Source organism: Kitasatospora sp. NPDC059146, from assembly GCF_042786665.1.
Taxonomy (GTDB): domain Bacteria; phylum Actinomycetota; class Actinomycetes; order Streptomycetales; family Streptomycetaceae; genus Kitasatospora.
Genome location: NZ_JBHZCY010000136.1, coordinates 1 through 25,666, shown reverse-complemented (window position 1 = coordinate 25,666; position 25,666 = coordinate 1). Strand labels below are relative to the sequence as shown.

The window sequence follows — 25,666 nt, the reverse complement described above, 5'->3', positions numbered from 1 at the left end:
CCCCTAAAGGGGCTTAACCCTGGGCTGACGCCCAGGCGGCGCTGACGCGCCGTCAGGCGCGGGGTGAGGGCTGTCGCCCTCACGGTGGGTTGGGGTGCACCGGCCTGACGGCCGGTGGGGTGGGTGGGGGTTGGGGGAATACGCCTCCGGCGTATTCGGGGGCGTGGTGAACTTTGTGCCGTGGTTTCTTGGTTGGGCTGCTCTCCCGGTCCGGGCCGTCGGCCCGGACGAGAGGCCGGTGAACTTTGTGCCGCGCATTCTTGGAAGGGCTCTTCGTCCTTCCCCTGACGGGGAAGTGACGGCCCATTCCCGACCGAAACCCGGAGCCCGTCCCGGGGGCCCCGGCGGGGCCCTGGGGAACACCATGACACCACCCCGGCACGGCACGGGCCCTGACGGGCCCTCCAGCGCCCTCCCCCGGGCCTGGACGGGCCCGCACACCCCACACGGCACCACAAGCAGCCCAACAGGCCCCACAACCCCGGGACAGGCCCGGTGTCGGCCCTGTCGGCCCGCCCGGCCCGGGGCAACACCAGGCCCAGCAGCACGACGGCCTGACGGCCGGGGCTCCGCCCCCGCCCGGGACGGGAGCACCACCACGACAGCCGGGGCGCCGCCCCGGCCAGCACCACCGGGCCGACCGCCGCCCGACAGACCACCACCCAGAAGCCGGCCACCACCCCCCACAACACCCAGAAAGACACCCACGACACCCGAACACGCCACCACACCACCAGAGCCACCACACCAGCCCAGCGCAGCCGCCAGGACAGCACACAGAGCACGCCGCCACGACCGCCCGGCGCAGCCCCCACCCACCCCACCCCCACCACCGCGACCGGCCCAGCCGGACGCCCAAAACAACAACAGCCCCGCAGGGCCAAACCACCGCCGCCCAACCGCACAACCACAGACCTACCCATCCCACCAAGACCAGAAGAAGGAGCAGACAGAGGGGGTTGTCTGATTTTCCTTGCTCTCTCACACCCCATCTGACCTGCGCAGATGTTCACTCGACCCGAAAGGGCCCGGGGTACCTACGGTGGTACCTACGCACGTATCTGCGGTGGTGCCTGCGGTGGTACCTACGGTGGTACCTACGTGGAAGCGCGCAGCGGCGGACCAGCGCGATCGGCCCAGGTTCGGGGACTGATCACACCTCTCATGCACGTTTCATGTGGTACTGTTTTCAATGTCGGAAGGGCCGGGCGGCCCGACCGGCTCAACCCGCCTTTCACCGAAGGAGAGACCGTGCAGTATCCCGAGGATCTTGTGATCAAGGCCCTGGAGTCCGAGGCCCGTTACCAGGCCGCCCGCGCCGACCTGCACGCGGCCCGCAGCACCCGACAGGCCGATCTCTACGCGCTCTGGCGCCACGAGAAGAACACCGTCGCCGTGGCGCAGCACATGCCGCCGTCCGTGACCAAGGCGACGGTTGCCGCCGCCGTTCTGCGCCTGGCCCCGAGTCAGGACTTCACCCAGGGCGAGCTGTTCCAGGTGGCCAGCGCCACCCCGGCCGAGCCCCAGCCGGTCAGCCTCGCCGCTTAGTCGGCACCGGCCGGGCGGTCCGACCGCCCGGCCCCCTGGAACTCCACCCCTGAGAACGAAAAGGACGCGGATTATGGGAACCAACATCGCACGTATTGAAGCCGAATTCAGCTTTGCTTTCACCGGCGGAACTCAAATCGTCGGAATGGCTTTGGAGATGATCCAGAAGGGCGCAGCGGAGCGCCTTTCCGGGATTTCCTTCGGTGCGATTCTTCGGGGTGGTTTGGAGGGGGCCGAGGCTCTGCGGGAACTGCGGGATTTCGCGGGTGAGATGTTCGGCCGGGTGACGCGCGGCCGGTACGACCGGCGGAAGTTCCCCGCGCGGAGTGCGCTGCGGTCGCTGTTGTCGGCAGTGGAGTACGCCGAGTCGGGAATGGGGGCGGACGCGTTGAAGGCGATGCAGGAGGCACAGCGGGAGTCCCGGCGGGCGCTGGCGCGCTGACGGAGCGTCCGGCCGGGCGGTGGTGGTGCCGTCCGGCCGGACCGGGACGACCGGGCGAACTTCACTGCCGGATACCTCCATATGCAGGTTTCATGTGGTATAGTTTTTCTTGTCGGAAGGGCCCGGGCGGGCCCTCCGGCTCAACCCGCTCCAACCGGAAGGCAAGACAGTGACCAAGCGCACCGCCGAGACCAAGAAGCCGATGAAGGCCGCCACCCGGACCGTCAAGGCCCGCCTCACCCGGGCCGTGCTGCGGGAGCGGGCGCAGGAGGTCCGCGCGCAGGGCGGCCAGGCCAAGGCGGTCGCCGCCGTCCGCACCGCCCGCCCCCTGCCGGTCGCGGTGATCATGACGGGGGCCGGTTACGACCCGGCCGACGCCTACCGGAACGCGGGCGCGATCAGCAAGAAACTCGGCAAGGCGGACGCGATGAGCAAGACCCGCAAGCGCCTCACCACCAAGAGCCCGACCCGGGTCAACAAGGGCGGCAAGAACCGCCGGATGAAGACCATGCCGGTCAAGCTGTTCGCCCCCGCCCGGGTGCTCGCCCTGCTGGAGACCCACCGCCCGAAGAACCCGGAGGTGGCCGCCCGCTTCGAGGCCGTCGCCCTCAGCCCCCGGTTCCGCGCGCTGGCGCTCTCCCTGGCCGCCTGAGCCAGCCGCCCCGGCGGGGGCGGCCCACCGGCCGCCCCCGCCCTTCCTGGGCCGCTGCGCTCCCTCCCACGGCCTCAGGCCGCCCCAGACTTCCGAGGAGACCCCGCCATGTCCGAAATCGCCGTCCGCTCCGAGAACACCGCTCCGGCCCGCCCCGCCCTGCTGATCACCGTCATGGGCGAAGTCGAGGTGGTCGAGCTCCCCAAGGGCGACACCCTGCCCTTCACGCGCGAGAAGCTCGGATGCCGCCTCGTCGACGTCGCGGAGCTCACCCCCAACGTAGACATGTGGATGGACGACGAGGGGGCGTACAGCCAGCCGGTGAACCTCGTGGCCACCTACCTTGCCCGGCGGTTCGGGAAGGTCTACCAGGCGTACCACGGCCCCGTGTTGCTCACGGCCAACCACATGGGTGACACCGTCCCGCTCGCGCCGGACACCTTCCGGGCGCTGCACGGCACGATTGAGACCTTCGCCGAACTCGTCCGCGCCGAGTTCCGCCGCCGCCTGGCCCGCGCCGCGCTCCAGGAGTAGCCGAACCCCGGTGGGGCGGCCGAGGAACTTCCCCGGCCGCCCCACCCCGCCCCACCCCGGGCCCCGGCCCGCGCGCTCCCTGCTGCGCCCCACCACGTCCCGACCCCGTCCCCGAAAGGGTCCGTCATGTCCTCTGTCCGCAAGCTGTCCGCGCTGGCCGTGAAGCTGTACCACCGGCTCACCAAGCCCCGCATGCTCGACTTCACCGGCCTGGCCATCCCCCTGTTCATGTACCGGTACACGGTCGTCCTGCGCATCGAGGACGCGGGCACGCACGCTCTTGCCATCTGGGCGGCGACCCCCCGCGACGCGCGCCGTGAGGCGCAGCAGTTGGCAGTCGATTGGTACTGGCGCGAGGCCGCGGTCCATGTGTCGTGGGAGCAGTGGGAGGACGATGCCTGGCTTGGGCAGCGCGCCGAGCACCTGGCGACGTTCCGGGGGTGGCACGTGCGATTGGACGCCTGACGGTGGCAGGCCCGCCAGGGCCGCCCCTCGGGCCGGCGGACCGGTTGCCTCAGGCCGGCGGCCCCGGGGGCGGTCGGTCACGGTCCGGGCTCGGCGGCGGGTAGCCACGCCGGGCGGGTGGCTGTGCCCGATCCGGGAAGCGTGCCGACACACACCACGTGGCAGGTTTCATGTGGTATAGTTTTTCTTGTCGGAAGGGCCTGGGCGGGCCCTCCGGCTCAACCCGCACAACACCGAGGAGCAGCAGTGATCCAGCACGACATCTTCGACGTCGTCGGCGGCCACCAGGACGCGGACATCATCTACGTGGACTGGGCGGACGTCCGCAAGGCCTGCTGGAACTGCCACCTCCTGGAGGCGGACGAGCGTCCGGCCACCGAGTGCCCGGCGGAGCGCTGGAACCTGATGGCCCGCCTGCTCGGCGCGATGCGCCGCGCCCAGGCCGTCCGGCCCGGTGAGCCCCAGCCCTTGCCCGGCGTCATCGGCCGACTGTGCGCCCCGGTCCCCGCGTTCGCCTCCGACCCCGCCGCCCCGCGCGCCTGATGCCCTGCCCGTGCGGCGCCCGGCTGGTACCGGGCGCCGCACGGCCTCCGGCCAGGCCCGCCCACCTTCCCCGCCCGTCCTAACCCCTGTGAGGTCCGATCATGAACACCGCCGCCAGTTTCCCCGCGTCCAGCGTCCCCGTCGCCTTCGACGCCGGTCACCTGCACAGCCCGACCGCCGATGACGTCGCGGCCGGAATCGACTTCCGGCCGGGCGACCGGTTCGAGCCGATGGCACCGACCCCGTCCGGTGGTGTGCGAGAGAAGGCCGCGTGGTGGCGCACGGTCGCCAACGTCGGTACGCCGGACTTCCTCGGTCTGGTGACGGGAAGCACGATCGCGGTCGAACTCAGCGGGTCGCCGACCCCGGGGGTCGTGATCTCGACCTTCCGTGCCGGTGCCCGCGTACAAACGGCGCTGCCCGACGGCACCCGGATTGAGCTGACCGTGAGCCGCCGCCACCCGTCCGGCTACTGGTACGGCCGGTACAGCTGACCAGCTGCCCCGCCCCGATTCGCGGGCCCGCCTGCCTGCCCGTGCTGCGCCCGGCCGATGCCGGGCGCAGCACGGCCCCCGGCCAGGCCCGTCCACCTTCCCCGCCCGTCCTACAGAGAGGTACGTCCATGTCCCACCGCCTGAACACGCCGCGCCTGCTGCCCGGTCACCCGAAGCCCGGCCGGTCCTTCCGCTACGACCAGGAGAGCGAGCTTCTCCCCGCGACCGCGCAGTGGCTGCTGCGGTGGGCGGCGGGGCACATCGAGCAGGTGGGGCTGTTCCAGGGGAGGACGCGGTTCGCGAGCGCCGGGCGCACGGTGACGCTGCACGCGTCGATGCTGGGGGCGTTCGACGTGGCGGGCGGCTACGGGCGTCAGAGCAGCCGGCGGGAGTACGACTGGCCCGCGATCGGCGAGGCCCGCGCGCTGGCTCTGGTGATGCTGTCGGAGCACCTGCACGGGGGCCGGCTGGACTTCCCGGAGGGAGCGGACGAGGACCGGCAGCGCTACCTGCGCCGTCAGCTTGTGCACGTGTGGGGCTGCGCTCCGGGCCGCACCGCTGCCGAGGCCGCCGAGGCGTTCCGGGCCGCCGCCGAGGAGGCGCGGTCGGAGCCGGCCGAGGCGTTCGCCACGGTGCTGGAGTCCACCCCGGTGCCGTCGGTTGCGGCGCAGCGGTCGGCGGGTGCGGGTTCGCCGTCGGCCCCGGGTGAGCCGCCCCACCTGGTCTGAGGCTTCTGGGGGCAGGGTGACCCCTGCCCCCAGAGGCAGGTTTCATGTGGTATAGTTTTTCTTGTCGGAAGGGCCCGGGCGGGCCCTCCGGCTCAACCCGAGACCACAGGGAGAAGCCCACCGTGCAGGAACAGATGACGTTCGAGATCGCGGACAGCATTGAGCCCGGCCACCAGGGGGTGGGCGAGGTCGTCGACCAGGTGCAGGTCCAGTTGAGGGCCGGGGTGGAGGCGTGTCATCTGCCGGTGGACTCCACCGGCCGCACGGTCCGGCCCGGCGGCCTGGCGGTCCAGGACTTCTTCGAGCAGACCCACGCCCGCCGGGTGGTGAGGGTCCACCAGCTCGGCGCCTGGCTGGCCGAGCTGATCAGCGAGGTCGACGGCTCCACGTTCACCGAGACCTGCAACCGGCTGCGGATCGTCACCCGGGAAGCCGTCGACGCGCTGGTCCGGGTGGAGGTCGAGGAGCACGGCCACCGAGGCCGGGTGAGCGAGGCCATCGCGGGCGGCAAGGTCGGGCTGTTCAGGGTCACCTGCGCATGCTCCGACTGGAACGAGCTGGAGGAGCCGGGGCGCAGCCGGGCGATTGCGTGGCGCCGGTCCGAGGCCGAGGCTCGCGCCCTCTTCGCCGAGCACGCCGCCCCGGCCGGGGTTCCGACACCCGCGCGACAGCCCCCGTCTCCGGCCACGGAGGCAGCGAGGACGGGCGGCACGGCGGCGGTCGACCGGGCGCCGGTCGAGGCGTTCGCCATGGTGCTGGAGTCCGCTCCGGCGCCGTCAGTCCCGAGGCGACGGGCCGTAGGCGGCGGCGGGACGCCCACCTGGGCGAGGATGCGGCCCGAGGCGTTCGGGAAGGTGAGGACCGTTCAGCCGGTGCTGTTCGCCTCGGGCGCGGACGCGGTGGGTACGGGTTCGCTACTGGATTCGGACGATCTGCTGCACCTGGCCTGACGCCTCCGGGGGGCGGGTACCCCTCCCCCCGGAAGCGGGTTTCATGTGGCATAGCTTTTCATGTCGGGAGGGTTCGGGCGGGCCCTCCCGGCTCAGCCCGCACCATCCAGGCCGAGCCGGCCGACCACCTCACCCCACTGCGCCCCGGGCCACTTCCCGGGTGCAGCGGGGCCCCACGCCCCAGCCCTGACCGAGCCCCCGAGAGGCAACGAGCATGACCGAGAAGCCCAGCACCTACACCGGCCCCACCGATCCCTACGGGTCACCGCAGAGCACGTTCCCCGGCCCGTTCGTGACCGGCGCCAGGGTCTGCGAGGTGACCACCCGCGAGATCACCCCGCTCGGCCCGGACGGACCCCGCCGCAGGGTCACCGTGCTGACCGTCGAGCAGGCCGGCCACCGTCTCCCCAGCCTGCTGCGCGCCACGGTGGACGGCCCGCCCAGCGCGTGGGCGGTCCACGCGGACTACGACCGGCACCGGGGCCCGGCGTGCGCGATCGCCGCCGCGCTGACGACGGACGGCATCCCGGCCGAGGTGGTGAGCACCGGCTACCGCCTGTACGCCGTCGCCGTCGTACTGGAGTCGCCCGAGGCCGAGCCGCACTGGCTGACCGTCGGTCTGGACGGCGAACTTGTCTGGACCCACGACGCCCCCGACGGGGACCTGGCTTCCGGGCACTGGCCCAGCAGCGACCCGGCCGACGCCGCACGGTACGTGCGCCGATGGCTGGATGAGCGCGGCATCCGCCCCAAGCGGTAGCCCCCATCCGCTGCGCCCTCGAACCACGGGGCGCAGCGGGTGGGACCGGAGGCCTGAGGGGTCCGACACCCTCAGTGGCATGTTTAGTGTGGTATAGTTTTTCCTGTCGGCGGGCCGGGCGGCCCGCCTCTTCAACCCGCACCATCTCCAGGGAGAACCCATGATCGACGCAGCATCCGAGGGACGAGCTGTCCCGGCGGGGAAGAGCGGTGCCACCGCCGCCCGGACCCCGGCCGAGCGCGGCGCCGTCGTCCGCCCGGGAGGTCTCGCGGTCGTGCGCCTGCGCGACCTGCGCCCCGGCGACGTCAGGCTCGCCCAGGAGGGCGAGCAGTCCGTCACCCTCGCGATCGAGAGCATCGGGGCAGGGATGTACCGGTGGACGAGCCTCGTCCTGCGGCCCAGCCGCCACGGCTACCACCCGCCGCTGCCGCCGCTGTACTGGCAGTTCCCGTTCACCGTGACCGTGAGCGGCAGGGCACTGGTCGACGTCGACGCCGAACGCCACGTGGACCCGGCCAGCCTGCCCCCGATTCCCTACCCGGCGGAGCAGGACATCCCCGCTGCCTTCACCGTGGGAGACGTCGTCACCAAGGGGCGCATCACCTGGGAGCGGCACCCCGACGGCTGGTACAACCAGCATCGCGGCCCCTCCACCGAACCGATCAGCGACGCCTCCATCGCGGAGCTGTTCCGCAACCCGGACACTCTGCGCCTCGGCATTCCCGAGTACACCCCGGCCGCCCCGGCCGCCCCGGCCGCCCCGGCCGCGACCGGGCCCGGCGCCCTCACGCTCGCGGACGACACCGTCCACCTCTGCCCCTGGCACCGGGGGCTCGACGGCTCCTGGATGGGCGCCCACCGCGCCGAAGTGGTCCTGTGCGACCCGACCGGCGTGCTCGTACCGGTGTGCCACGAGCACGCCCCACTCGTCACCTGCCCCTGACCACAGCGCCGGGGCGGGGGACAACCCCCGCCCCGGCCTCCGCCGAGTCGTCCATCACCACCGCCCCCGACCGATCGCAACGGCGGGCGGCAGCCACAGGGAGGAACCGTGGGCCGGTTCAGCGAGATGCCCGCCAGTCCGAAGCGCGGCGAGGAGGTAGTCCGCCACATGAGCAAGAAGCAGCCGGGGCGAGGGCTCATGATCACCCGGCAGGGCAGCCGGTTCGGCGTATGGAACATCGACCGAATCGCGGGCAACCCGCACCTGACTGCGTACATGTTCGACGTCGTCGCCACGGAGCCCGAGGCCCGCGCGATCGCCAACCGCGAATGGGTCGGCATGGAGCTGTGAGCAGCGCCAGGCCTACCGCCCAGCTGCCCCGATCCACTACCACCACCAGGCCGCGCGGCATCAAGGCCGCGCGGCCCGACCCCAAAAGGAGTCCACCACCATGGGAGCCGACATCCAGGCGGCCGGGGGCATCAGCGTCCAGCCCGCCGTCCCGCTGTACCGCTTCACCGGATCGCTGGTCAGCCAGTCCGAGTTCTTCCGGCTGCTCACCCTCCGGGGCGCCGGCGGGAGCCGGGAGACGGTCTGCGGCATCCAGGCCACCGACCGGGCATTCGGAGCGCCCGCGGATCTCGAAGAGGAGCTCGGCGAATTCATCGCGATCTGCCGGGCGGCCCGCCCCGGGGCCGCACTGCACTCATCCCTTGTCACCGCGGACGCCGACGGCACGAGCCCCGCCCGCCTCATCCTCACCCGCACCGGGTTCGCCTATGAGCCCGATGAGCGGGCCGCTGCCCGAGCCGCCGCCGAGGCCCCCGAGGGCGACGACCCCGACCAGCCGTACATCCCCATGCCGGTCCCGGACGGCATCACCAGCCAGGCCGGCCCCGACGGGCGGATCCCGCTGTGGTGCACCGTCCACGCCCCCACGCCGACCGGGCGCTGGCAGGTGGTGCTCAACGGGCGCAGCGCCCAGAGCCTGCACGACGAGGCGCTTCGGGCCGCCGCGGAGCACGGCCAGGCCCGCGTCTGGATCGACATGAGCCGGGAGGTACTGGCGACCTATCAGCGGCCGGAGCCGGCCGTGACCGCGCTGGAGGCCATCGCCCGGGCGCAGCGGCTGGCGGACGGGTGGGCGGAGCTGGCGGCGGCCCCGGAGCCGTCGGCGTACGAGCGCGACGGAATCAGCGAGGCGCTGCGCCTGGCGCTGCGGGCCGCGGAGTACGCGCAGGCGTCGGTGGCCGCGCTGGACCCGCTGCCACCGGACGTGCGGCGCGCGCACGAGGCCGCCGACTTCCGAGCCCTGCTGGCCGGCTGACCGCCCGTTCGACGGGGTGGTGTCGGCGGCGGGCCGCCGGTCGGCGAATCAGGGGTGGCCCGACCCACCGGAGGCATGTTTCATGTGGTATTGTTGTTCATATCGGGAGGGCCGGGCGGCCCACCCGGATCGACCCGCCACGACCGAGAGGGCCACCATGCCCAGCAATCCCATGATCGAGTACGCAGCCATGCAGGCGGCCGCCGAGGCGGAGCAGCTGGCCGTCCAGCTCACCGAGAGCGGCATCCCCGCCACCGCCGACAGCGACCGGGTCACCGTCAAGGTCACCATCGACGGCGCGTTCCACCGCCTGATGCTGCTCCGCAGGCCGGGCAAGACCAGCCGAATCGAGTGGACGCTCACCGACGGCCACGGCGACGACCTGGCCGAGGGCCACTGGAACGAGGCGACCACCGACCGACGGGGCTGGACCGCCCACCAGGGCGACAGGCTGCACCGGCGCGAGACGGTGGCCTCGGTGCGCCGGTGGATGAAGGAGAACTGGGCCACCGCGGGGGCACCGACGCTGCCCCCGTTCACCGTGCTGATCGGCGAGGAGGCCAACCACTGGATGCGCATCTTCCCGCTGGCCGCCGACCACGTCGCCCGGGCGCTGGCCGAAGGGGCCGTGACGGCCGACGCCACGGAGCAGGACCTGGCCGAGCTGTACCCGGAGCTGACGGACGAGCACGACATGCTGCGGGAGGGGTGGAGCGCGGGGATCAACATCATCCACGCCCTGGCGAGCGGGGACGTCTACGACGCCCGCCAGAGCCCGTCGCCCGACGCCTCGTACCAGCTCGTCATCGGCCCCTACCTGCTGGACACGTACGGCCCGGCCGCGCTCCAACTGCTCCAGACCGGGTTCGACGGTGACGTCAAGGCCGCCGCCGCCGCCTTCCTGGCCCGCGCCCTTCCCCAACTCCCCTGCTCCTGACGGCGCATCGGCCCGTGACCGGCCCCAGTCGCCGAGCACGGGCCGCCCGCCAGCCGGGGCAGGCAACCGGCCGGCCCAACCCACACCCCCAGTTCAGCGAGGAAGGCGAGCAGAAGTCGAAGACCACCACCCCGGGCGGGGGCGGCAGCACGGCTCAGGCGTTCGTGGCGCACCCGGGCGCGCCCCGCTGGTACGTGCGCGAGACCGCCCGGATCATGGCGCTGCGCGAGCGCGCGCCGGCCGACGAGGGCGCCGACGGTTGGCACCTGGCAGCGTGGGACGACGGCGTGGCCGTGCAGCGCATCCAGGACGGCCGCCACTACCTGCGCCCCGGCCGGGCCGGAGCGGCCCGGGACCGGTGGGACGAAGCGATCCGCGCCGACCGGGCGCACCTGGCCGCGCACGGGCTGGAGATCGTCCTCCCCGGTTCCCCCCAGACCGTTGTCCGGGTTCCCGAGCCCGCGCGGCCGCAGACCACAGCCAGGCCGCGCAGGTCCGGGTCGGCCGAGTTCGAGCCCGAGCCGACCAGCTGGTCGGTCACGTTCGACGGCCACCCCGGGGCCGGCGGGTACGTTTCCCTGCGCTCGACCTACGCCAGCGCCCAGTACAAGGTGGTCGACCACCGGTGGGTCGACGTCCAGGTGGGCGACGCCGACCGAAGGCAGTCGATCACCCTGCTCGCCCACCACTACGGTCTGCCGACGCCCGTCCTGGTCGTCCGGGAGAGCTGAGCACTCGCCGTCGGGGGCGCGCCCGACCCGCCCCCGACGGCGCCACCGCGGCACCGCGTGGCGCAGAGAAGAGTTCCGCACACCCCCGAGAGTACGTTCTATGTGGTATTGTTTCTCATGTCGGAAGGGCCGGGCGGCCCGACCGTCTCAACCCGCTCCACCGAGAGGACCACCGTGCCCGAGAGCACCCCCAAGCTCCACTACAGCCGCAGCGGCAAGTGGGACCACGCCCTGCCGCCCCGCTACAGCTACCCCGGCCCGGGAACCCGCGCCCCGGCCCTGTGCGGCAACTTCGTCGACATCTACTGGGTCCGCGAGGAGGTGGACGGCGGAGGGTTCGCCGGGCTGCTGGAGATGCATCGCGAATGGTTCGCCAACGACCGCTCCTACGCCCCCCACCGCCCGAAGGGCAGCCCCAAGTCCCGCAGGCTCGGCCGCCTGGCACGCCGCCGCCCCGTGCGCGTCTGCCCCGGCTGCCGCAAGGCGTTCCGCGAGCTCGGCCGCCCGCGCTGGCGCGCGCTGCCCGCCGACACCACCCGGCCCTGAGCCGCCGGGGCGCGGCGCCGCCCCCCCCGGCGGGCGGGGCCCCCCCCCCCGCCCGGCCCCGCCCCGGGGGCCCGCACGGCGTACCGCGAGCTCGGCCGCCCGGGGGGGCGGGCGCTGCCCGCCCACCCCCCCCGCCCGGGCGCCGCGGGGGCGCCGCGCGGCCCCCCCGCCCGCGGGGCGCCCCACCCTCCGACCGTCCCGACCAGCCCGGAAGGCCATCACCGTGACCACTCTCAAGACCAGCCCGCGCATGGACACCGCCGCGATCGAGGCACTCGCCGACGTCGAGGGCGAGGTGTTCGACCAGCGGCCGACCCGCAACGCCCTGGTCGCCCGCGATCTCGCCGTCCACCACGGCCAGGGCCGGGAGCGCCGCACGTTCCTGACGGCCGAAGGGCGCTCCCACGCCGCCGCGGCACTGGCCCGCATGGCCCCCGTCCCCGGGGTTCGCATGGCCGACGACAAGAACCAGTACGGGGTGCTGCACCAGGCGTTCAACGAAGGGGCCCGGGCGGCGCTGCGCGTGATCGAGGACGACCTGGAGGTCCGACCGCTACGCCTGAGCACGTCGGTGACCGGCAACGGCATCCCCGAGCCCAGCCGCCGGATCAGCACCGTGCTGGCCGTGTTCGAGGTAGCCCGGTACATGCGCGAGGGCGCCCGAGTGCAGCGGGAGGACCACGGGCGCAAGGTCACCGTGCACACGCTGACCGGCTTCCGGATCACCTACCGCGCGGTGGAGCCGGACCGGCCGTAACGCTCCGGGCCCGCGGACCGCTTCGTCCGCGGGCCCGGCCGCAGGCGCCCCAACGCGGGGCCGACCGTGGCCGCCATCGTGTCGGAGGGCAGCAGCTGCTGCTGCCCGCCGACACGACCGAACCCCAGGCGCCGGGGCGCCGCGCGGCGCCCGGCCCGCTCCCCTTCCACACAGCACTCCCCGAGACGGAGACCAGACATGCCCACCACCGTTCAGCCCAGGACGCCGAAGAAGGTGGCCGAGACGGCCGCCCAGGCCCGCCGCTACGGCTGGGAGTGCACCGTGGCGTGGGAGCCGGCCGGGCCCACGAACACCGGCCCCCAGTTCATCGTGACCCTCACGGCGGAGCCGCTGCGCGGGGCCGCCGGCTTCCGGCTGGTTTGGCTCAACCGCAACGGCCGCGGCTACCTCTACCAGCCGCACTACTCCCGGGGCCGGTACCCCGGCCAGGAGTACCAGCGGTCCCCGGTCGAGCGAGCCGACGTCGAGAGCGCGGTGCGCAACAACCCCGTCTACCCGGTGGGGGGAGAGCCGGTCGACTGGCCGCGCGACTGGACCACCGAGGGCGTCCTGCCACCGACCGTGGAGGAGCTGACGCCCGCAGTGCTGGCCGAGGTCCGGCGCATCGCGGACAGGACGGGGATCTCCCAATCGGTGTGGCCGTCCCGGTTCACCGGCGGCGCGTTCCTCGGCCTCGACTGCCTGGTCACGTCCGCCTCAGCAGGCTGGGCGCGGCCGGGGTGGTGGCCCAGGGACGCCGTCCCGGGGAGCGAGCCGATGCTCACCGTACTGCCCGCCGTTCGCGCATAGGCGGGAGCGCACCCCCGAGGGAAGGGAGCGGACACCACCATTGCAGGTTTCATGTGGTATAGTTCTTCATGTCGGAAGGGGGACGGGATGGCACCCCACCCCCCTCCCGACACACGGTTCACACCACCTAGGAGCCCCCTTGCTCGCCATCACCATCCCCGCCGCGCCCGCCGCCCCGAAGCACATCGCCGAGGTCGCCGCCTACGCCCGCAAGCACGGCTGGTCGGCGTCGGTCGCATGGGCACCGGCCAGCCCCGACAACGACGGCGACGGCTTCGTGATGACACTCTCCGGCGACACCGCCCGCGGTAGCGGCCGGTTCCACCTCGAATGGAGGTGGCGGGGCGGTTCGTTCGCCTTCCAGCGCTGGCTGTCGGAAGGCAGGGCGCCGGCCGGGACGTACCACCACCCGCTCACCCTCGCCGACGTCCGCTCCGCGGTTCGCACCAGCCCGATCCGGACGGCGGACGGCACCCGGCAGGCGCAGCACTGGCGGGCGGCCGATGCCCTTCCGGTGACCGCCGACGATCTGACGGGCAGCATCCTGGCCTATGCCCACAAGGCGGCCGACGAGTCGTGGTGCGCGTGGACGGTCTGGCCGTCCCGGTTCGTCGGACCCCAATTCCGTTTCGGCGGAGTCGACTTGGTGACGCTCGCCGCCCCGGGCAGCGACGAGTGGGACGCCCCGGAGGATGCCGCACCGGGCAGCAGGCCCCTGCTGACCGTCCTGCCCGCCAGCTACTTCGGGCACCGGTCCGCCCGGCCGGACACGGGCACGGCACCGTAATTCCGAGGGGAATTCAGCCCGGAATTGCCGAATTCCGGAGCGTCAATTCCGCACCCTGGCCCCCGGGGCGGCGCAACCGGTGACGCGGGGTCATCACTTGCGACGCGCGCATGACAATCATGTCCCGGGATTTGGCCTAGACCACTTCTGGCTCATCAGTCATCAGGCCCGGAAATACTGCCATCGCCCGCCGGGGGCGAACTTGAGGTCACACCCCCAGGGCCTCACTCGCCCCCGATTGCAGGTTCAGTGTGGTATAGTTTTTCTTGTCGGAGGGCCTGGCGGTCCGCCCGATTCAACCCGCTCTTCCCGACCAAGGAGCCACCGTGAAGCTGCCGTCCGCGCCTTCGTTCTTCGTCCCGGGCACCACCTACGTCATCGGCCAGCCGGGGCAGTCCGCCGCCCAGGTGCTGATCTTCCGGTGCCTGTACGTCGCCCCCGACCCGGTCACCGGCGACCCCGTGGCGTTCGGCTTCGACACCCCCGCCGACCCCGGCAACAACTGGGTCAGCGCCGCGTACGACACCCCGAGCTGGGCGGCGGGCTGGGTCAACCTGGGGCCCACTGTGCGCCCGGAGCCCCAGGAGCAGCAGCCCTGCCCGGGCGACGCCGAGGCCGCCGAGCCCGAGGCCGAGAAGATCGAGGAGCCGGGCCCGGTGAAGCCGGGGGCGCTCGTCGACTACCACGGCAGCCAGGCCGCCAAGCACGGCCTGTACCGGGCGCAGCTCTGCTCCGACTGCCCGCGCTGCTCCCGGTTCGGCGAGGACGAGCCCCGCTACCGGCTGACCAAGGTCGCCGACGAGAAGAAGCTCTACTGCGTGCGCCGCGAGTCGATCACCCCCGTCCCGATCGGCTTCCGCCCGGCCGCCTGACCCTCCGTCGGGGGCCGGAGCAACCTCCGGCCCCCGCGCCCCGCCGCCAGGCCCCGCCGCGCCACCGCACACCCTCATCCGACAGGAGTCGACCACCCATGTCCGCAACACCCACCACCACCGCGCCCGCACCGATCGGGACCGCCAGTCCGGCCCGGATGACCGACCAGGAGCTCACCGCCGAGGCCGACGCCCTGAACGCCTACCAGGACCAGCAGCTCCCCGGCCTCCCGCGCGAGGAGCGGATGCCCACCCTCTCCAGCATCGGTAGCCGGCGCGGCGCCCTGACTCAGGAGGTCACCCGCCGGAAGCACGAAGCCGCCAAGGCCCGGAGCCGGGTAGCCGAGGAGGAGCAGCGCCGGGCCCGCCTTGCCCGCACCGTGATCGGCAAGCGCGACGACGAGGGCCGGTACCCGTTGGCCGTCGACGGCGCCCCGCGCGCCACCGTCCGCAAGGTCGTGCGGAGTTGGGTGGTCGAGCTCGACGGTGCCGCGCTCGCGGGGAGCGAGACCACCCGGTGGGAGGCCGTGGACCGGGTGGTGCAGGTGATCGACCAGCGCACCAAGGCGGCCCGCGAGGCCGAGGAGCGCACCGCAGCCCCCGAGGGCTGGACCCTGGCTGGCGAGGGGGAGCAGCCGGAGGTGGGCGACGTCGTCCGCCTGGCCAACGAATACCGGTACGGGGCGTCGTGGGGCAGGCCGCTGCGTGTGCTCCGCCGGGTGGTGGAGCCGGAGCCCTACGGGGAGCGGCTCTACCTGGCCGAGCTGGACGATGCCGGCCCGGGGACGAGCATGGCCGTCAGGAAGGTGCCGCGGTTCGTGCGGCCCGCCGCCGAGACGGCGGCCGCCTTCCCGCCGCTCCCCTTCCGCCACCGCGATCCGCAGGAGGCCGAGGCCCGGCGGCTCATGGGGGGCGAGATCGGCGACGAACTGGCGAGCCTCTCCCGCCGCCCGGCTCTCCCCGACCGCGCGACCCGGGCCCTGGAGGTGCTGGCCGGGGTCGAGGACGGTACCAGCGCCGCACCGGCCGCAGACATGCGGGAGGTCGCCGAGGCCGCCGAGGCGATCCGGGCCGCCACGGTCGCCGCCGAGTTCGACGAGCACCGCTCCTTCTACGCGAGCTGCGCCCGCGCGGCACACATCCTCGCTACCCGCTACGCCGAGCGGTTCGAGGCCGGCGGAGGCCGCCTGACCCCGGCCTGCGACACCCGCCCCTGACACCCCGTCCCCCGGGCGCAGCACCGAGCTGCGCCCGGGCGCTGTCCCCACCGAAGTCCCTGGAGGACCGACACCATGCAGCCCCTCGTTGTCCCCGGCGCCGAGCACGTCACCGGCCCGACTCTGGCCGCGCACTCCGCCGCCGTGCCCGCCAATCCGGCCGCCGGCGAGCGGCCCGCCCCCGCAGGCGGTGGCGCTCAGCCGCGCACCGAGGCCGTCATCCGCCGCGTCGGGCCGCCGAACGCGTTCACCAGCTCGGTGGAGTTCCCCGACCACAAGGGGGCACGAGGCATCCTGCGCTACGTCTCGCACTACCCGCTGGGCAGTTACAAGGTGCTGGACGACCGCGGGAGGCCGGTCGCCCCGGACCGAGTGGAGGGCGGCGCGGAGGCGGTCACCGCGCTGGCCCGCCACTACGGGCTCCCGCTCCCGGTGCGGATCATCCCCCGCGGGCCGGTAGGGAGCCGCCCGCCGGCCGGGAGCGCGTCTGGTTGGAGGTGATCGCCGGAGCCCAACAGTCCTGGTGAGCGGTCGAGTTCACGCAGACGCCAGGATCTGAATAGGGGTACGAGCGGGCAGCCGCCCGTCCCGAAGGACGGTCCCCCGAGGGGGAGTCTGGACGAGGTGCACGACTACCCGCCCGCTCAACCCGCACCCATCAACCGCAGAAGAGCCTGTTCGATTCATCTACCACTTGAAAAAGGAGCGGAAGTCCAGAATAGCGCGGCTCGAACAGTGGGCCGCCACCCGGCGCCCCTTCCGCAGCCCCCCCCCCGAGGGGGCCGGGATTCCCGGTGCGGAGACCACCCCACTCGGCAGGTTTCATGTGGTATAGTTTGTGATGTCGGAACGGGCCGGGTGGCCGCCTCGTTCAATCCGCTTCGAGCAGACCGGAGAGCCCATGCTGTACCAGCTCCTTCGCACTCGCCCCACAGGCGTCACGAAGAGCCAGAAGCCGTTCAGGACCCCGTACGCCGCCGCGATGGCCGCCAGCTGGGTCCTGACCCACAAGGGCGTCGGCTACCACGATGCGATGCGGCTCGTGACCCGGATGCGCCGCGCCGGGGTCGGCCAGGCGATCCGGCACGCGGGCACGGGCTACACCTTCCGCATCGCGATCTACAACCCGCCGACGGACGAGGGCCTCGCGTAGGGGTGACCGTCGCCCCGGGAATCGCCACACGCCCGGCGGCACGTTTCATGTGGCATCGATGATCGCGTCGGGAGGGCTTGGCGGCCCTCCCGGCTCACCCCGCGAGGAAGGCCGAAGCAGCATGCGCCGCAACTGCGCACTCAGGGTGTCCGACCACTTGAAGGCCGTCGGGCTGGCGCCCGCCGACGAGAACCACCCCACGGACGTCACGACCGTCCTGACCGAGGACGGCAGGCCGTGCGGGCGGCCGGAATGGGTGGTGGTCACCGTCGTCACCGGCCCCTGGACGCCCGCCCTGGAGACCGCCCGCCTCACCCTGGCCCCGCTCGGATACGAGTTCGCCGACACGGACCAGGTGAACGTCCTTCTGGCCCGCCGGTCCTGACCGCCCGTCCGCCTACCGGGGCGGTGCCCGCCGCCGCCCCGGCCAGACCCCCACGATCCCGCACCCCCCAACGAACAGGAGCACCGTCATGCCCATTGCATCCCTACCCGACGGCCAGCGCGCCAAGTGGCTCGCCGACCACCTGACCGAGCGCCGGATCCCCGCCGCCGCCATCGACCTCGGTGGCCAGGCGGCCGCCGAGGTCCAGATCACCGTCAACCACCAGCACCACACCCTCTACCTGGCGCTGGACCAGGGCCTGCTGCTGTGGCAGCTGGTCCAGGCCGAGGGCGGCGAAGTCGTGTTCGCGAGCTCCTGGACGACGACCCCGGGGCGCAGCGCGCAGCGGGTGGCGTCGCTGCTGGCGACGCTCGGCGCCGAGCTGGTGCCGGTCGATGCTGCTGCCGAGGGACGCGACCGGTACAGCGCGTGGATGCTCGGCGGTCCGCCCGGGGCCGGTTACCACCTGTACCGCGCCTTGCAGGAGGCGGAATACCACCCGGATCTGTGCCACATCGATCACGTGCCGACGATCACGGTCGGCGTGACGGGTGGTCAGATTCGGATCACGGGCAAGGCCCGCACGCTGGGGCATTCGGTGAGCGACCACGCCGGGTGGGTGGCGGTGCTCAGCCGCTACAGCAGGGACGAACGCGGCGTACCGGACGCCGTGGTCTATGACGGGTCGCGGAGTAATGGCCCATGGAAGGACACCGCCCGGTGCGTGGCCGCCGTGGGGGCGCTGGTGGCGGTCAGCCGGCATCGGCGCACCACGACCGTCGGCGCCCGGATCCGGGAGGCCCTCACCGCTCGGGGCATCCCGTCGGGGCCGTGCCCGAGCGGGGACGGTGTGCGGGTGGCGCTCGCGGACGGCTCGGAGCTGGTGATCATCGACCCGGATGGCGGGGGCGAGTACCAGCCGAAGCACTACTGGGGCACGGAGGTGTGGCGCTACCGGCTGAACGCAGAGGGAGAGGCGGTGGGCCACCACCGGATCCTGACCGCCGAGAACCAGTCGGCGCGAGGGCTGGAGGGCCTGACGGCGGACCTGCCGCAGGTGCTGGACGTCGTCGAGAGCGAGGCCGCGAGCGCGGGCGGTGCACAACCCGTGTGAGTGCTGGCCGGGCCGGGGCGCGCAGCGCCGGCCCGGCTGGCGCCGCCCTGGTGCCCCGCTGGGGCGGACGACCTGGGGGCACGCATCGCATTTGCAGGTTTCATGTGGTAATGTTTTTTACATCGGCAAGTCGGGGTGCCCCCTCGCGCCGACCCCACCCGGGCTCCGGTTCACCGACGCCGCCCGCGGAGGGGCGGGGACCCAGCGCCCTTCGGTCGCCTTCGAACCGGACAGGGAGGCCGATCCGCACCCGCGCCTGGGAGCCCGTCCGGACGGCCGGACCGTGGCCACGACCACCATTACGACCCCGCCAGGAGAACAGCATGAGCACGCTCGACCGCACCAAGTACCCGCTCACCAGGGACTACCCCCCGATGGTGGGAGACCACGAGCGGCCCACCATCGACAAGACCGCGACCAGCGTCCACGGCTACCGCATCGGCAAGCCCGTCGGCCCCGGCTACGGGCACGGCACCCTCTACAGCGCCGTACCCGACAAGGCGGACGGGATCATCCGCACCGTCACCCGCGGGGCGCTCCCGGCGGACGACGACAACGCCCGGATGCTGCGGGAGTTCCTGAACGGCCCGCGCCGCGTCCACTTCTCGATCTACCTGCCCGCGCCGTTCGGGGAGCCCTGGACCGAGACCCGGCTGATGACCAGCCACGAGACCGTCGTCACCGGCGCGCCGAACCCGCAGGACTACCTGGTGTGGACCGCGTGGACGGAGGAGTACGGGCGCCAGTGGCTCGCCGACGCCTTCCCCGCCGGCATCCCCTCCGGGTCCTACAACCTGTACGCATCCTCTCCCGACATCGCGTGCCTCTCGGGCGGCGGCGGCCAGTGGTCGCTGTCGCGCTCCGTCGAGCTGTTCAACCCCGCCAGCTGAACCGACCGCCGACCGGGCCGAGGCTTCGCGCCTGCCGCCCGGTCGGCGCCGGCGGGACACCCGCCCAGCGCCTGCGCGGGGACGACGCTCCGGAGGTGCGCCATCTCGACATGAGCACGTTTAATGTGGTATTGTTTTTCATGTCGGAAGGGCCGGGCGGCCCGACCGTCTCAACCCGCCACCCCCAAGGAGCGCGCCATGCTGCTGACCACCGAGGTCACCACCGAAGAGATCGAGAAGACCACCGCCGCGAACGAGCAGCACGAGCGGCTGACCGCGCGCCTGCTGCCGCTCGCGGCCCGTACCAGCAGCCACAACGGGCCGGGTCAGCCGCTGTGGCACGCCACCCGGTTCGGCGACGACACGACGCAGACCACGGGCCAGTGGCTTGAGTTCCCCGGCGGTCGGCGCTCCCACCGGGTCGAGCTGAACAACCTGAGCCTGCCCACCGCCGTGAAGGTGCTGACGGACCTCGCCTCAACCGACCTGATCCCGATCGAGGCGCGTCCCGAGGCTCCGGCCCCCAGGGGCGAGGCCGCCCAGTGGCTCTCTCGCGCTGTCCCCGGGCTGCTGGCCGACGACAGCCCGCTCGGCACCTTCCCCTTCCCCGACGGTGCCGGGGAGCGGTTCACCTGCCGATTCACCACGGCCTGGCTGCCGGAGGCGATGGTGCGCATCGACCTGAACCGGCCGGGGCACCAGGCCCGCGTCGACGTGGCCGCCGGTGCCCTGGGCGGGCTGGAGGCGATGATCCTGCTCGCCTCCTACAACCAGACCCTGCTGCCGCTGCTCTGACCGGCGTCCGGCCGCCCGCCCCTTCGCGGGCGGCCGCCCCCTTCCGCCCGCCCAGGTGCCGACTTCCCCTGGCGGGCCCTCCCGCCGAACCCATCGAGGAGAGCCGTGCCCACCCCGCTGCGCACCGGTCGCGCCCTGCGCTTCGCCGCCCGGTCCATCGCCACCCGCGTGCAGGACGCGGACTGGCCGGCCGATATGCCCGCCGTCGCCGTCCACCTGCTCTCCGAGCACATCGGCGCCGACCCCCGCCACGGCTACCCGGGGCTGTGGCGGCGCCGGGCGGACGCCTGGCATACCTGGGCCACCGCCGACGAGCACGACCAGGCCGAGGAGTTCACCGAACGCCGGCTGGACCCACTGCTGCTGCTCGGCGACAACCCCGACGCCGTCCGCCAGCTGGCCGCCGTGCTCTGGGAGCAGCCCGGCGCCGGCCCGGACGTCTGGCGCCGCCGCATCCAGGCGTGGTCGGTGTTCGCCCACCCGCAGGACCAGGTGGCCGCCCTGTCGGAGGCCGCCCACCGCGTCGACCCGCCGCGGCTGCCGATCGGCTGGCTGACCATCGATCCGAGCCCGAAGCGGCACAGCCCCTTCGCCAAGGCCGACCAGATCATGGTGTTCAGCTCTGGCGGCAAGGACAGCCTGGTCATGCAGCACCTGGTGTGCACGGCCGCCGAGGCCGCTGGCGCGCTCGACAAGGTGGTCGTGATCCACAACGACCTCGGGCGCACCGACAGCGGTGAGCCGGTGGAGTGGCCCGGCACGCTGGACCTGGTACACCGCCAGTCCGCGCGCTACGGGGTGCCCGTCATCGTGACCCAGCGCGAGCAGGGCGGGCTGTTCCAGCAGTTCACCCGGGAGCGGCAGATGTGGCCCAGCGCGAACGCGCGCTGGTGCACCTCCGACCAGAAGGAGGGCCCCGGGAAGAAGCAGGTCACGCGCTTCGTCACCTGGCGGCGCGCGGAGCGGCCGGGCGAGCACGTGGTCGTGTACTACGCCCTGGGCCTGCGCGGGGCGGAATCGAAGGGCCGCGCGGGCAAGCCCGAGTTCGTCATCGACCGCGCCGCCAGCAACTCCCGGCGCACGGTCATCCGGTGGCACCCGATCATCGAGATGACCGACCGGCAGGTCTGGGAGACGATCCGCGACCACCAGCTGGAATACCACTGGGCGTACGACCTGGGGATGGACCGCCTGAGCTGCCGCCTGTGCGTCCTGGCCACCAAGGACGACCTGGTCCGCTCGGCGCAGCTCGGTCCGCAGCTGGCCGAGGACTACGCCGGGGCCGAGGAGAGCACCGGTCACACCTTCAAGCACGGGTTGTCGATCGCGGACGTCCGGGTGCTGGCCGGCCCCGTCGCGCGCGGCCGCCGGGCCAAGCGCCGCCGCGCCTGGTACCGCCGGATGCGGCCCGGCGCAGCGATCCGCCGCAATCTTGCCGAGCCCGACGGTCAGCTGGCCCTGTTCGGCTGACCCGGCGCCCGCCGCCGCCCGCCGCGGCGGCGGGCGCCCCCTTCCACGGGCGCGCGGGCCGCGCCCGACCCACCCGACCAAGGAGAGTGATCCCGTCATGCCCTCGACCCTTCGGTCCGCTCTGGGCCCCACCGCCGAGCAGCTGACCCTGGACCTCCCAGGAGAGAGCGGCTGGTGCCAGCGCTGGACGGCCCGCCGCCCGTCCTGGCTCAGGACCAGCGCGGGCGGGTTCGACCCGGAGGCGTACCGGTGCGTGGCGCTGGCGGAGGGCCCGGCACGGCGGTTCGTCGAGGCGCACCACTACAGCGGGTCCTGGCCGGTGGTCAGCATGGCGTTCGGGCTGCAACGCGTCGGCGAGGAGCCGGGACCGGGCGAGCCGCCGGGCGGCCGGTTGTACGGCGTGCTGACGCTGGGGGTGCCGATGAAGGTGGAGGTGCTGACCCGGGTGTTCCCCGAGTTGGCCCCCTACCGGCAGAGTCTGGAGCTCAACCGGCTGGTGCTCCTGGACGGCGCGGAGTCGAACGCCGAGTCGTGGTTCTGCGCCAGGGCGTTCGCGCTGGCCGCCGACCGGGGGGGTGCGCGGGGTGGTCGCCCACTCCGACCCGCAGCCGCGGACCAGGATCACCCCGCTGGGCAGCGAGTTGATCTCCCCTGGTCATGTCGGCCATGTCTACGCCGTCCAGGGGTTCGCCTATCTCGGCCGGACGCGGCCACGCCGGCTGACGGTGCTGCCGGACGCCACGGTGCTGTCCGACCGGGTCGCTTCCAAGATCCGGAACAACGAGGTGGGCCACCAGGCGGCGGAGCAGCGGCTGGTCGGGATGGGTGCGCGGCCGCGACGGCCGGGGGAGGGCGGCGCAAGGTGGCTGGCCGAAGCGCTGACGGCGGCCGGGGCAACCGTGCTCTCCCACCACGGGAACCACCGGTTCGCGAGAACTATCGGGCCCCACCGCATGGGTGTCCGGTTGGCCGGGACGGCGCTTCCTCGGCCGACACGAGCAGACGTGTAGCGTTTCATGTGGTATTGTTGTTCACGTCGGGCTGGCTTGGCGGCCGGCCTGGCCAACCCGCCCCCAGGAGAAGGAAACCAATGCCCGCCACCGTGAAGACCACCACCGAACTGCTCGCCACGGCGAACGCCGCCTTCATCGCCGCCGACGAGCACGCCGCTCCGACCGGCCGCCTCACCCGCCTGGGGTTCACCAGGGCCCAGAAGGCCTGCGAGGACGCCGGGAACCTGGTCGGCAAGATCCGGTTGCTGGCCGAAATGGAAGAGGTCGCAACCGTCCGCCCCGACAGCATCATCGCGGGGCACATCGGCACCGCACGCACCTCCGTCGAATGGGCCATGACCCATTGCCTGACCAGCGGCCAGCCGCGCACCGAGTGCCGCGCCTGCGACCACTCCGCCGCCCAGATCGCCGCCCTGGCGTCCTGACACCATCGCCCGGCCCTCCGCGGCCGGGCCCGCCCAGCCGCCTGCCCGCCACCGCTCCCGCGGCCGGGCAGGCGCCGGCCACCGCTCCACCCGATCGCGGCCCGGGACGCGCACCTTCGCGGCGGCGCCCGAGGAGCCGCTCAGCCCAAGCCCGCGCAACAGCAATGAGGACGCCATGACCGACTTCACTCAGGACCAGGCGACGACGTACATCGACAGCGTCGAGACCCACCTCGCCGCCGCCGGCCTGCGACCCCGCCACCTGGAGATCCGCGAGTACGACGAGTACGACACGGCGGGGAACACCATCCCCTCCGCCGTCCTCACCTGGCGAGCCGATCACCCGCTCGTCAGCGCCGAGCAGCACCCCGACGGCCTGCTCGCCGCCTGGTCGACCGAGAACGGCTGGCAGTGGGCCAGCCTCCGCGAGGACGGGAGCACCGAGCAGCCGGCCGGCCTCCCACTGGATGCTCTGGCCGACCCCGCACAGGTCGGCGCCGCACTCCTGCCCATCTCGCTCGGCCTGCGGGCCGACGCTGGCGAACAGGCCGTCATCGACGCCATCCGCGAGGCCTCCCGCGGCGTCAAACACGGCACCCCCACGTACGAGACCTGCACCTGCCACACCCACCCGTGCGGTGGAGTCGGCTGGGACCGCATTGAGCCCACCTGCCCGGATCACGGCGCCGGGGCCCCCTGCCTGATGTGGCACTGGGCCGCCTGCTGCCCCGCCAACCCCTGATCAACCGCACCCGGCGATCGGAACCATGCCCCGGCACCGGTGCCGAACGCGAGCACCCGCCGCATGTTTTATGTGGTATAGTTTTCCACATCGGGGGCGGTCCTGGCTGGTCCGCCCCCTCAACCCGCCCAGATCAACCAGGAGTAGCCCCCATGCCCCTCACCACCCTGCCGCTCGACAGCAACGGCCACCTGTTCATCCGGAAGGACAAGCTGGACGTCTACCTGGTCGACGACGAGGAGCCGCTCATCGTGCTGGGCGGCACGCCCTACTGCCTCTACTGCGACGAGAAGGTGGAGCTCACCGTCCGGGACGGCTCCGTCCAGACCGAGGAGCCCTGCCGGTACGCGGACGGCATCACGACCGTGATCACCCTGGAAGTGCCGTCCGGGAAGATGGTCGTCCGCGACAACCTGAGCCCGGTCTACGACTTCGACGTGGACTCGCAGGTGCGGGCCAGCTACTACTCCGCCCTCGGCAAGGCGCAGGCGATCGAGGCCCTGGCCGCCATCGGCTGCGCCTACGGGCCGGTGGGCAACAGCTGTCCGGGCCTGTACCGCACCGGGCCGGACCGGTACATCATCGCCGGTTCCGCCCTCGACGAGGACGGCGATGCCGTGGACCTGCCGGGCGAGGTCTGCCTGACAACCGTCTGCACCGACGTGTGGGCGTACTCGATCGCCGACCACGACCACTGGCGGAGCCGGGGCGGCGACCCCGCCAGGCAGCGGGTGGCGGTGGTCGAGGTGCCGCCGGGGACCTACCGGTTCACCCATCACAGCGGCGAGCGCGGCTTCGACCAGCACTCCGAGGAACGAGTCATCTTCGCCCACGTCGAGCGCATCGCCTGACACGGCCGCGCGCGGCCGGCCCCTAGCATCCACCGCGGGGGTCGACCGCGACCACCGCAGACCCGGCGCGCGCCGGACCCGCAGCCGCACAGCAACCCGACCAGCGAACACCGCCATGACCGATGGTGCGAGCACTGCCGCACCGCCGGCCCCTGCTCGGCGGCCTCGCCGACCCGCACCCCGCCGACGTCCGACGCCGCCCGCACCCCGCGGGCGGCCCCACCCCGAAGGAGTCAACCGATGCGACTGACCGCCCTCCCCGAGAACCTGCCCGTGTCCGCCGGCTACCTCACGGCCGCCTGCGCCGGCATCATCGCCTCCGCCCACCAGAACACCATCGACGAGTACGGCGCCAAGGTGGAGGCCACCGAAGCCGACGAGGAGCAGCAGGGCCTGAGCGACTCTGCGCGGGACCAGGTGCTGCGCCTGATCGACGACGCCGTGGCTGACGCCGTGGTGACCGTGTCCTGGCCGAAGGGGCACCCGTTGGCCGCGGGAGACCAGGGCCACCCGGTGGTCTACGAGGTCGGCTACGCCGAGGAGGCCGGGGCCGAGCTGCGGTCCTGACGCCCCCTTCGGGCGGGCGGCTGGCCCGTCCCCCCGGGGACTCCCCCCGGGGCCGGTCGGAGCAGGCCGCCCGATGACGTGGGGCCGACCGGCCATCCGGGCACCGTCGCGTCACCCTGTTGGGGCTGGCGCGGCACGGAGCAGCGGCTGGTCGCCGACGGGCGCACAGCAGCGGGGGCCTGCGCCCCGAGAGCCGAACGGCGGGCGGGCCCGGGGGG

33 protein-coding genes are annotated in these 25,666 nt (G+C 73.1%); all 33 read left to right on the top strand.

Translation table 11 applies throughout. The features are described 5' to 3' along the window. Positions 1 to 1,251 precede the first annotated feature (1,251 nt). The 33 genes from ACFXPX_RS36840 (at position 1,252) to ACFXPX_RS36680 (ending at position 25,448) form a co-directional block, all read left to right on the top strand. Positions 1,252 to 1,548, top strand: a complete 297-nt coding sequence (locus ACFXPX_RS36840; protein ID WP_380528261.1) for a hypothetical protein — start codon at positions 1,252 to 1,254, stop codon at positions 1,546 to 1,548. Between the two features lie 73 nt (positions 1,549 to 1,621). Then, positions 1,622 to 1,990, top strand: coding sequence for a hypothetical protein (locus ACFXPX_RS36835; protein ID WP_380528259.1), 369 nt, complete (start codon positions 1,622 to 1,624; stop codon positions 1,988 to 1,990). A 169-nt stretch (positions 1,991 to 2,159) separates the two neighbouring features. Beyond that, positions 2,160 to 2,642 (top strand): hypothetical protein, encoded by a 483-nt coding sequence (locus tag ACFXPX_RS36830; RefSeq protein ID WP_380594027.1) that lies wholly within the window; start codon positions 2,160 to 2,162, stop codon positions 2,640 to 2,642. Positions 2,643 to 2,750: 108 nt separating this feature from the next. After that, the gene (locus tag ACFXPX_RS36825) at positions 2,751 to 3,176 is read left to right on the top strand and encodes a DUF3846 domain-containing protein (RefSeq protein ID WP_380528256.1); all 426 of its coding nucleotides are present in this window, start codon (positions 2,751 to 2,753) and stop codon (positions 3,174 to 3,176) included. Between the two features lie 126 nt (positions 3,177 to 3,302). Then, positions 3,303 to 3,641 (top strand): hypothetical protein, encoded by a 339-nt coding sequence (locus tag ACFXPX_RS36820; RefSeq protein WP_380528254.1) that lies wholly within the window; start codon positions 3,303 to 3,305, stop codon positions 3,639 to 3,641. 246 nt (positions 3,642 to 3,887) lie between these two features. After that, positions 3,888 to 4,184: a hypothetical protein gene (locus ACFXPX_RS36815; RefSeq protein ID WP_380528252.1), complete on the top strand. Its 297-nt coding sequence runs from the start codon at positions 3,888 to 3,890 to the stop codon at positions 4,182 to 4,184. Positions 4,185 to 4,285: 101 nt separating this feature from the next. Continuing rightward, positions 4,286 to 4,678: a hypothetical protein gene (locus ACFXPX_RS36810; protein ID WP_380528249.1), complete on the top strand. Its 393-nt coding sequence runs from the start codon at positions 4,286 to 4,288 to the stop codon at positions 4,676 to 4,678. A gap of 128 nt (positions 4,679 to 4,806) precedes the next feature. Then, positions 4,807 to 5,406 (top strand): DUF6197 family protein, encoded by a 600-nt coding sequence (locus tag ACFXPX_RS36805; RefSeq protein WP_380594029.1) that lies wholly within the window; start codon positions 4,807 to 4,809, stop codon positions 5,404 to 5,406. Positions 5,407 to 5,540: 134 nt separating this feature from the next. Next, complete coding sequence (locus ACFXPX_RS36800; RefSeq protein ID WP_380644598.1) at positions 5,541 to 6,356, top strand: hypothetical protein; 816 nt, start codon at positions 5,541 to 5,543, stop codon at positions 6,354 to 6,356. Between the two features lie 214 nt (positions 6,357 to 6,570). After that, positions 6,571 to 7,116: a hypothetical protein gene (locus ACFXPX_RS36795; protein WP_380528243.1), complete on the top strand. Its 546-nt coding sequence runs from the start codon at positions 6,571 to 6,573 to the stop codon at positions 7,114 to 7,116. Between the two features lie 160 nt (positions 7,117 to 7,276). Further along, positions 7,277 to 8,059 carry a hypothetical protein gene (locus ACFXPX_RS36790; RefSeq protein WP_380594033.1) on the top strand — a complete coding sequence of 261 codons (783 nt, stop codon included), beginning with the start codon at positions 7,277 to 7,279 and terminating at the stop codon, positions 8,057 to 8,059. A 168-nt stretch (positions 8,060 to 8,227) separates the two neighbouring features. Then, complete coding sequence (locus tag ACFXPX_RS36785) at positions 8,228 to 8,410, top strand: hypothetical protein (protein WP_380528240.1); 183 nt, start codon at positions 8,228 to 8,230, stop codon at positions 8,408 to 8,410. Between the two features lie 100 nt (positions 8,411 to 8,510). Then, positions 8,511 to 9,386: a hypothetical protein gene (locus ACFXPX_RS36780; protein ID WP_380528238.1), complete on the top strand. Its 876-nt coding sequence runs from the start codon at positions 8,511 to 8,513 to the stop codon at positions 9,384 to 9,386. A gap of 172 nt (positions 9,387 to 9,558) precedes the next feature. Next, positions 9,559 to 10,323, top strand: coding sequence for a hypothetical protein (locus tag ACFXPX_RS36775; RefSeq protein WP_380594035.1), 765 nt, complete (start codon positions 9,559 to 9,561; stop codon positions 10,321 to 10,323). 14 nt (positions 10,324 to 10,337) lie between these two features. Next, positions 10,338 to 11,054 (top strand): hypothetical protein, encoded by a 717-nt coding sequence (locus ACFXPX_RS36770; protein WP_380528235.1) that lies wholly within the window; start codon positions 10,338 to 10,340, stop codon positions 11,052 to 11,054. A 174-nt stretch (positions 11,055 to 11,228) separates the two neighbouring features. Beyond that, complete coding sequence (locus ACFXPX_RS36765) at positions 11,229 to 11,600, top strand: hypothetical protein (protein ID WP_380528233.1); 372 nt, start codon at positions 11,229 to 11,231, stop codon at positions 11,598 to 11,600. Between the two features lie 223 nt (positions 11,601 to 11,823). Continuing rightward, positions 11,824 to 12,357 carry a hypothetical protein gene (locus ACFXPX_RS36760; RefSeq protein WP_380594037.1) on the top strand — a complete coding sequence of 178 codons (534 nt, stop codon included), beginning with the start codon at positions 11,824 to 11,826 and terminating at the stop codon, positions 12,355 to 12,357. A 198-nt stretch (positions 12,358 to 12,555) separates the two neighbouring features. Further along, a complete protein-coding gene (locus tag ACFXPX_RS36755) occupies positions 12,556 to 13,167 on the top strand; it encodes a hypothetical protein (RefSeq protein ID WP_380528229.1) in 612 nt (203 codons plus the stop codon). Between the two features lie 139 nt (positions 13,168 to 13,306). Further along, a complete protein-coding gene (locus tag ACFXPX_RS36750) occupies positions 13,307 to 13,954 on the top strand; it encodes a hypothetical protein (protein WP_380528227.1) in 648 nt (215 codons plus the stop codon). Positions 13,955 to 14,280: 326 nt separating this feature from the next. Next, positions 14,281 to 14,826, top strand: coding sequence for a hypothetical protein (locus ACFXPX_RS36745; protein WP_380528226.1), 546 nt, complete (start codon positions 14,281 to 14,283; stop codon positions 14,824 to 14,826). A 98-nt stretch (positions 14,827 to 14,924) separates the two neighbouring features. Further along, positions 14,925 to 16,043 (top strand): hypothetical protein, encoded by a 1,119-nt coding sequence (locus tag ACFXPX_RS36740; RefSeq protein WP_380528224.1) that lies wholly within the window; start codon positions 14,925 to 14,927, stop codon positions 16,041 to 16,043. 75 nt (positions 16,044 to 16,118) lie between these two features. After that, entirely contained in the window at positions 16,119 to 16,544 is a 426-nt protein-coding gene (locus tag ACFXPX_RS36735) for a hypothetical protein (protein WP_380528223.1), read from the top strand. 400 nt (positions 16,545 to 16,944) lie between these two features. After that, a complete protein-coding gene (locus ACFXPX_RS36730) occupies positions 16,945 to 17,196 on the top strand; it encodes a hypothetical protein (protein WP_380528221.1) in 252 nt (83 codons plus the stop codon). Positions 17,197 to 17,317: 121 nt separating this feature from the next. Then, positions 17,318 to 17,581, top strand: coding sequence for a hypothetical protein (locus ACFXPX_RS36725; protein WP_380528219.1), 264 nt, complete (start codon positions 17,318 to 17,320; stop codon positions 17,579 to 17,581). A gap of 88 nt (positions 17,582 to 17,669) precedes the next feature. Further along, the gene (locus ACFXPX_RS36720) at positions 17,670 to 18,695 is read left to right on the top strand and encodes a hypothetical protein (RefSeq protein ID WP_380528218.1); all 1,026 of its coding nucleotides are present in this window, start codon (positions 17,670 to 17,672) and stop codon (positions 18,693 to 18,695) included. Positions 18,696 to 19,018: 323 nt separating this feature from the next. Further along, positions 19,019 to 19,585 (top strand): hypothetical protein, encoded by a 567-nt coding sequence (locus ACFXPX_RS36715; RefSeq protein ID WP_380528216.1) that lies wholly within the window; start codon positions 19,019 to 19,021, stop codon positions 19,583 to 19,585. 198 nt (positions 19,586 to 19,783) lie between these two features. Then, positions 19,784 to 20,380 (top strand): hypothetical protein, encoded by a 597-nt coding sequence (locus tag ACFXPX_RS36710; RefSeq protein WP_380528214.1) that lies wholly within the window; start codon positions 19,784 to 19,786, stop codon positions 20,378 to 20,380. 105 nt (positions 20,381 to 20,485) lie between these two features. After that, entirely contained in the window at positions 20,486 to 21,850 is a 1,365-nt protein-coding gene (locus tag ACFXPX_RS36705; protein WP_380528211.1) for a phosphoadenosine phosphosulfate reductase family protein, read from the top strand. 584 nt (positions 21,851 to 22,434) lie between these two features. Continuing rightward, a complete protein-coding gene (locus ACFXPX_RS36700) occupies positions 22,435 to 22,860 on the top strand; it encodes a hypothetical protein (RefSeq protein WP_380594039.1) in 426 nt (141 codons plus the stop codon). An 80-nt stretch (positions 22,861 to 22,940) separates the two neighbouring features. Then, positions 22,941 to 23,288, top strand: coding sequence for a hypothetical protein (locus ACFXPX_RS36695; protein ID WP_380528209.1), 348 nt, complete (start codon positions 22,941 to 22,943; stop codon positions 23,286 to 23,288). A gap of 175 nt (positions 23,289 to 23,463) precedes the next feature. Next, the gene (locus ACFXPX_RS36690) at positions 23,464 to 24,030 is read left to right on the top strand and encodes a hypothetical protein (RefSeq protein WP_380594041.1); all 567 of its coding nucleotides are present in this window, start codon (positions 23,464 to 23,466) and stop codon (positions 24,028 to 24,030) included. 152 nt (positions 24,031 to 24,182) lie between these two features. Then, positions 24,183 to 24,881 carry a hypothetical protein gene (locus tag ACFXPX_RS36685; protein WP_380528204.1) on the top strand — a complete coding sequence of 233 codons (699 nt, stop codon included), beginning with the start codon at positions 24,183 to 24,185 and terminating at the stop codon, positions 24,879 to 24,881. A 240-nt stretch (positions 24,882 to 25,121) separates the two neighbouring features. Continuing rightward, the gene (locus ACFXPX_RS36680; protein ID WP_380528202.1) at positions 25,122 to 25,448 is read left to right on the top strand and encodes a hypothetical protein; all 327 of its coding nucleotides are present in this window, start codon (positions 25,122 to 25,124) and stop codon (positions 25,446 to 25,448) included. Positions 25,449 to 25,666: the final 218 nt, after the last annotated feature.